The 6,444-nt window shown below is 62.9% G+C and carries 6 protein-coding genes; 2 read left to right on the forward strand and 4 right to left on the reverse strand.

Features of this window, described 5'->3' with window-relative positions; all coding sequences use genetic code 11:
- Positions 1-108: 108 nt before the first annotated feature.
- The gene (locus QMX89_RS14195) at positions 109-774 is read right to left on the reverse strand and encodes a fumarylacetoacetate hydrolase family protein (protein WP_049860258.1); all 666 of its coding nucleotides are present in this window, start codon (positions 772-774) and stop codon (positions 109-111) included.
- Between the two features lie 28 nt (positions 775-802).
- On the reverse strand, positions 803-2,197 hold the full coding sequence (locus QMX89_RS14200) for an FAD-binding oxidoreductase (RefSeq protein WP_056844710.1): 1,395 nt from the start codon (positions 2,195-2,197) through the stop codon (positions 803-805).
- 214 nt (positions 2,198-2,411) lie between these two features.
- Here QMX89_RS14200 and serA point away from each other — a divergent pair, with 214 nt between their 5' ends.
- Positions 2,412-3,641 (forward strand): phosphoglycerate dehydrogenase, encoded by a 1,230-nt coding sequence (serA, locus tag QMX89_RS14205; protein WP_049860260.1) that lies wholly within the window; start codon positions 2,412-2,414, stop codon positions 3,639-3,641.
- Positions 3,642-3,767: 126 nt separating this feature from the next.
- On the opposite strand, the gene QMX89_RS14210 is transcribed toward serA, so the two are convergent.
- Positions 3,768-4,403 (reverse strand): 2OG-Fe(II) oxygenase, encoded by a 636-nt coding sequence (locus QMX89_RS14210; RefSeq protein ID WP_282348678.1) that lies wholly within the window; start codon positions 4,401-4,403, stop codon positions 3,768-3,770.
- A gap of 130 nt (positions 4,404-4,533) precedes the next feature.
- Here QMX89_RS14210 and QMX89_RS14215 point away from each other — a divergent pair, with 130 nt between their 5' ends.
- A complete protein-coding gene (locus tag QMX89_RS14215; RefSeq protein ID WP_282348673.1) occupies positions 4,534-5,286 on the forward strand; it encodes a DUF2059 domain-containing protein in 753 nt (250 codons plus the stop codon).
- Positions 5,287-5,394: 108 nt separating this feature from the next.
- On the opposite strand, the gene QMX89_RS14220 is transcribed toward QMX89_RS14215, so the two are convergent.
- Positions 5,395-6,318 (reverse strand): alpha/beta hydrolase, encoded by a 924-nt coding sequence (locus tag QMX89_RS14220; RefSeq protein WP_282348676.1) that lies wholly within the window; start codon positions 6,316-6,318, stop codon positions 5,395-5,397.
- Positions 6,319-6,444 lie beyond the last annotated feature (126 nt).

The following is a 6,444-nucleotide window of genomic DNA, read 5'->3' on the forward strand; positions in this document are numbered from 1 at the left end:
AGTACCCTTGCTGGAGATGGATTCATGCGGGCACATCTGGACGATGCACCCACTGGGGTGGGGGCATTATCCAGATCGAATGTCAAAAAAAAGTGAGGCGCGGCGCGACTACTGAACGCGGCTTTCGAAGCGGCTGACACCCGGCAGTTCCAGCACGATATCGGCGCCGACTTCAAGCGGACCGACCCCGGCCGGGGTGCCGGTGAGAATGACGTCGCCGGCCTGCAGCGAGAAACATCCGGCCATGTACTGGATCATCGGCACGATGGGGTTGAGCATCAGGCTGCTGTTGCCGTCCTGGCGCACTTCGCCGTCGATGGTCAGGCGTATCGGGATGTTGGTGAGGTCGGGGAAGCTTGCCGCCGACACGAAGGGTGCGATCACCGCGGCGCCGTCGAACGACTTGGCGATCTCCCACGGCAGGCCTTTCTCGCGCAGGCGTGACTGGACGTCGCGCAGGGTCAGGTCCAACGCCGGAGCGAAACCGGAGATGGCATCGATGACTTCTTCGACACTGGGCCGGGTGCTCAGGGATTTGCCCAGCAGCACCGCGATCTCGGCCTCGTAGTGCACCGCGCCGCGGTCGGTGGGAATGCTGAAGGTTTCCTGCAACGGCACTACGCAGCTGCTGGGCTTGATGAACAGCAGCGGTTCGGTCGGGATCGGGTTGTCCAGCTCCTTGGCGTGCTCGGCGTAGTTGCGGCCGATGCACACCACCTTGCCCAGCGGGAAGTGGATACGGGTGCCATCGATGTACTGGTGCTGGTAGCTCATTGCTCGAACCTCTGCTCAGATGAACGCATCAAATGGAAAAGATCTTGCCCGGGTTCATGACCCCGTTGGGGTCGAACACGGCCTTCATGGCCTTCATGTACTGGATTTCGACCGGCGAACGGCTGTATTGCAGGTAGTCGCGCTTGACCATGCCCACGCCGTGCTCGGCGGAGATGGAGCCGTTGTACTTGCGTACGGTTTCGAAGACTTCGGTATTGACCAGCGCGCACTCGGCGAAGAACGCGTCCTTGTCCATGTGTTCGGGCTTGAGGATGTTCAGGTGCAGGTTGCCGTCGCCGATGTGGCCGTACCACAGCACGTCGAAGGCCGGGTACCGTTCGCTGACGATGGCGTCGATTTCGCGCAGGAAGGCCGGCACTCTGGAAATGGTTACCGAAATATCGTTCTTGTACGGCACCCAATGGGAAATGGTTTCGGAAATGTACTCGCGCAGCTTCCACAGGTTGCGCAGCTGCTGCTCGCTCTGGCTCATCACGCCATCCAGCACCCAGCCCTGCTCCACGCAGTGCTCGAAGGTGGCCAGCGCGGTGTCGGCGATGTCATCGGTGGTGGCTTCGAATTCCAGCAGGGCATAGAACGGGCAGGCCGTTTCGAACGGCGCCGGCACGTCGCCGCGGCCCAGCACCTTGGCCAAAGCCTTGTCGGAGAAGAACTCGAACGCCGTGAGGTCGAGCTTGCCCTGGAACGCGTGCAGCACCGGCATGATCGCGTCGAAGTCGGCGGTGCCGAGCACCATCGCGGTGAGGTTCTTCGGCGCGCGGTCCAGACGCATGGTGGCCTCGACGATGAAGCCCAGGGTGCCCTCGGCACCGATGAACAGCTGACGCAGGTCGTAGCCAGTGGCGTTCTTGACCAGGTCCTTGTTCAGCTCCAGCAGATCGCCCTGGCCGGTGACGACCTTGAGGCCCGCCACCCAGTTGCGCGTCATGCCGTAGCGAATGACCTTGATGCCGCCAGCGTTGGTGCCGATGTTGCCACCGATCTGGCTGGACCCCGACGAGGCGAAGTCCACCGGGTAGTACAGGCCATTCTCTTCGGCCAGGTTCTGCAACTGCTTGGTGATGACCCCAGGCTGGCACACCACGGTGCGGTCGGTGGCGTTGAATTCGAGCACCTTGTTCATGTAGTCGAACGACACCACCACTTCGCCGTTGGCCGCCACCGCTGCCGCCGACAGACCGGTGCGACCGCCGGAGGGCACCAGCGCGACCTGGCGCTGGTTGGCCCAGCGAACGATGGCCTGGACCTGTTCGATGGTCTTGGGAAAGGCGATGGCGCTGGGGGCCGGGGCGTACTGTTTGGTCCAGTCCTTGCCGTAGGTGTCGAGGGAGGCGGCATCGGTGAGGACCTTGCCGGGCTCGAGCAGGGTCTTGAGTTCATCGATCAAGGCGTGGCTGTTCATGGACGCGACTCTGGAAGTGAAGGTTTCACGAATCGAGCGGTTCGCGGCCCGTCAAACCTCGAACCATTCATAGTCACCCTGAGAACGGCTCATGACCCAGGATGGGCGTACGACAGGGAGGCTATGCTAGCATACGCACCCCGCCAATCGAGCTCTGGCCCGGTGCGCGCCGCTTCACTTCCTGCCATTTTTTTCGGGACACAGGTTTACGCAGATGAGCAAGACTTCCCTCGACAAGAGCAAGATCAAGTTCCTTCTTCTCGAAGGCGTCCACCAATCCGCCGTGGACGTCCTCAAGGCTGCCGGCTATACCAGCATCGAGTACCACACCAAGTCGCTGCCCGAAGCCGAACTCAAGGAAAAGATCGCCGACGCGCACTTCATCGGCATTCGCTCACGCACCCAGCTGACTGAAGAGCTGTTCGACTGCGCGAAGAAACTGGTGGCCGTGGGCTGCTTCTGCATCGGCACCAACCAGGTCGACCTGGCCGCTGCCCGCGAACGCGGCATCGCCGTGTTCAACGCGCCGTACTCCAACACCCGCTCCGTGGCCGAGCTGGTACTGGCCGAGGCCATCCTGCTGCTGCGCGGCATCCCCGAGAAGAACGCTTCCTGCCACCGTGGCGGCTGGATCAAGAGCGCGGCGAATTCCTTCGAGATCCGTGGCAAGAAGCTGGGCATCATCGGCTATGGCTCGATCGGTACCCAGCTCTCGGTCCTGGCCGAAGGCCTGGGCATGCAGGTGTACTTCTACGACACCGTGACCAAGCTGCCGCTGGGCAACGCCACTCAGGTCGGCAGCCTGACCGACCTGCTGGGCATGAGCGACATCGTCACCCTGCATGTGCCTGAAACCGCCGCCACCCAGTGGATGATCGGCGAGAAGGAAATCCGCGCCATCAAGAAGGGCGGCATCCTGATCAACGCCGCGCGCGGCACCGTGGTCGAGCTCGACGCACTGGCCGAGGCGATCAAGGACAAGCACCTGATCGGCGCCGCCATCGACGTGTTCCCGGTCGAGCCACGCTCCAACGACGACGTCTTCGAAAGCCCGCTGCGTGGCCTGGACAACGTCATCCTGACCCCGCACATCGGCGGTTCCACGGCCGAAGCACAGGCCAACATCGGTCTGGAAGTGGCAGAGAAACTGGTCAAGTACAGCGACAACGGCACCTCGGTGTCGTCGGTCAACTTCCCCGAAGTGGCCTTGCCGGCGCATCCGGGCAAGCACCGCCTGCTGCACATCCACGAAAACGTGCCGGGCGTGATGATGGAGATCAACAAGGTCTTCGCCGAGAACGCCATCAACATCTCCGGCCAGTTCCTGCAGACCAACGAAAAGGTCGGCTACGTGGTGATCGACGTCGACGCCGAATACTCGGATCTGGCGCAGGAAAAACTGCAACAGGTCACCGGGACCATTCGTTGCCGCGTACTGTTCTGATAGCGACCGGATTGCGGTGTGCCTGGCACACCGCGTCGTCTGGTTCGCGGCTGCTAGCCGCTCCTACAATCAACTCAGATCTCCTGTAGGAGCGGCTGGTAGCCGCGAACCAAGCGACGCGGTGTATCAGAACGGCTCATTGCCTCGCCGCCGAAACCAGCCCGTCAGCGACAGCCGATTGCGCTGCGCCGGCATCACTTCGTGCGGTACCTCTCCGGAAAGAAACACCACCAGCGTGCCACCGATCGGCTGCACGTCGAACGCCGTGTCCCCTTGCAGGTACATGCGCAACTGCCCCCCATCCGCTTCGCTCCAGTCCGCATCGTTCAGGTAAAGCACCGCTGAAACCATGCGCCGGTCATCGTCGCGAAACCGGTCCAGATGACGCAGGTAGACACTGCCCGGCGGGTACAGGGCGAAGTGGCATTCGAAGTCTTCCAGCCCCAGGAACAGACCCCGGTTCAGGGCTTCGCGCAGGCTGTCCATGACCGCCAGGTAGGTGTCGCACGGCAGCGCTTCGCCCGGCTCGATCCACTGGATGCGATCACCACGAATGCCTTCGCGAATCTCCTGGGACGGGCCACGCCCGACCGCCGCTGGCGCCAACTCGCCCTGGGCATGACGGGTACGACATTCGGCCGCCAGCGCCAGGGTCAACGCCTGGGGCACGAAGAGTTCCTGCTGCGACCAACCCTGCTCGGCCAGGTCGTCGACGATGCGCAGCAGCAGCGGATGGTCAGAAGGTATTTGCATGCCCGGCATAGTATCCATACGCCCGCAAAACCGACAGAGGCTTGCACAGTGTCGATGCATCCAAGCGCGATGCCTGTGTCACTTCTCGACAAAGCCTGGCAATGCCACGGACAATGGCCCCTTGCCGACAGGAGTCCCTATGCGCCGCGTCCTTGTGTTCTTGATGATGTTCAGTACGACGCCTGCCTGGGCCGACGACCACGACTTGCTGTACAAGGCCGCTGGCTGGCCTGAACAAAGAGCGCATTTCAGCGATGCCCTCAAGGCTGCCCAGCAGCGCTACCAGAGCAGCCTGCCACCGGCTGTGTTTCAGGCACTGGTGAGCAACAGCGACCAACGCTTCGCGGCCCAGGCCATGGACCAGCGTGCCGAAGCGCGGCTGCGTCAGGGGTTGGCCGATCCCAAGCCTGCCCTCGCCTTCTTCGAATCGCCATTGGGCCGCAAGATCGTCGCCGCCGAACTGCTCGCCACCCGTAGCGACCAACTGGCCAAGAACGCCCAGGGTTTGCCGAAACTGCAGGTCGAGTCCACCCGCGCGCTGTTGATCGGCCACCTGGCCCAGGCCCTACCCGCCCGCCAGGCCGGTGCAGAGGTCAGCCTGGCGATCGCCGGGGTGGCCGCCGACAGCCTCAGTTCGATGATTCCAGGTCTGCTGGGAGGCGGTCAGGCCGCGGGTTTGCTCGATGGCCAGCGTGAGCGGCTGCAGCAGCAGATCGGCATCGATTTGAACAATACGCTGCTATACGTGTACCGCGATCTGTCCGATCCGGAACTGGAAGAGTTCGTCGACTTCGCCGAGTCTGCAGCCGGGCAGGCTTATTATCAGGCCGCCCTGGAGGCGGTACGGGCAGGATTGGCGGTCGGCCAGGCGCAGAGCCGGCCTGGGGCTTAGCGTGCCCATGCGGGCCTATTCGCGGGCAGAGCTCCCACAGGATCCACTAATGCCTGTTTGGGAGCGGGGCGGGCGGCGAGTCCTCTGCCCGCGAATGGAGCGACGCGGTTACAGATTCTGGTCAAAAAACCCGAAACACTGCGCCCGAATCGGCGGCACCTCATTGACCAGATGATGCTTGCCCCCCGCCACCTGCAACAGCCGCACTTCAGCGAACTTGCCGCGCAGTACCTTGAGGTTATGCCGCCAATCCACGGTGTCATCGTCATCCCCCTGCACGATCACCACCGTCCGCGCACTGCGCGGCGCGGCTTCGATGTGTTGCACCCACTGAACCAGCGCACCCACCCATGCCGTTGGCAGGCGCCGGGGTTGCAACGGATCGGCCTGCAGAAAAGGCAGAAAATCCACGTCGTTGCTATTGGCGCTGAAACGCCGCGCAATGCCGTTGACGAAAGGCTTGAGCAGGCGATAGCTGAGCTTGGACAGGCCCCACGCCACCGGCCGCACCAGCGGCGCCATCAACAGCACCTGCCCCTGTGCCGGTGACCGTGCCCCGTGGTACAGCAGATGGTCGATGATGATCGCGCCACCGGTGCTCTGGCCCAGCAAATGCCACGGCTGGGGCAACTGCAGCAGGCTCGCTTCGGCGAACAGGCCATTGAGGGTCGCCTGGTAATCGGCGAAGTTGTGGATGCTGGCCCGCTCTCCGCTGGACAGGCCATGACCTGGCAGATCGCAGGAAATGACCGCGAAGCCGCGCTCCAAAGCCCATTGCACGGCGTGCCGGTACAGCCCCATGTGGTCGTAGAAGCCATGCATGACGAAGAGCGTGGCAATGGGTTGTTGCGGTATCCAGACCTGAGCGACGAGGTCGAAACCTGCTGCCTTGAAACGCCCCAGCCAGCTTTGCGCAGGCAGGTCGAGTTGGTAGAAGCGTTGGTAGGCCTGGGCCTCGGCAGACAGCGGCTGTCGGGCGCTTAGGGGTTGCAGGGAATTACGTAGTGTGTCGGGCTGGAATGCAGGAGACATGGATGATTATTCCAAGGCGATACGTGTGCTGACTGTGTGGGCCTCTTCGCGGGCAGAGCCCGCTCCCACAATAAACCCGCGCTGTGTCTGTGGAGTAGTGCTCTATTGTGGGAGCGGGTCTCTGCC

The organism is Pseudomonas sp. PS01301, from assembly GCF_029960215.1.
Lineage (GTDB): Bacteria > Pseudomonadota > Gammaproteobacteria > Pseudomonadales > Pseudomonadaceae > Aquipseudomonas > Aquipseudomonas coleopterorum.

Bases quoted from the DNA above. Each gene is read 5' to 3' on its own strand.
- QMX89_RS14215 (WP_282348673.1), top strand. From the start codon at position 4,534: ATGCGCCGCGTCCTTGTGTTCTTGATGATGTTCAGTACGACGCCTGCC.
- QMX89_RS14195 (WP_049860258.1), bottom strand. From the start codon at position 774: ATGAGCTACCAGCACCAGTACATCGATGGCACCCGTATCCACTTCCCG.
- serA (WP_049860260.1), top strand. From the start codon at position 2,412: ATGAGCAAGACTTCCCTCGACAAGAGCAAGATCAAGTTCCTTCTTCTC.
- QMX89_RS14210 (WP_282348678.1), bottom strand. From the start codon at position 4,403: ATGCCGGGCATGCAAATACCTTCTGACCATCCGCTGCTGCTGCGCATC.
- QMX89_RS14200 (WP_056844710.1), bottom strand. From the start codon at position 2,197: ATGAACAGCCACGCCTTGATCGATGAACTCAAGACCCTGCTCGAGCCC.
- QMX89_RS14220 (WP_282348676.1), bottom strand. From the start codon at position 6,318: ATGTCTCCTGCATTCCAGCCCGACACACTACGTAATTCCCTGCAACCC.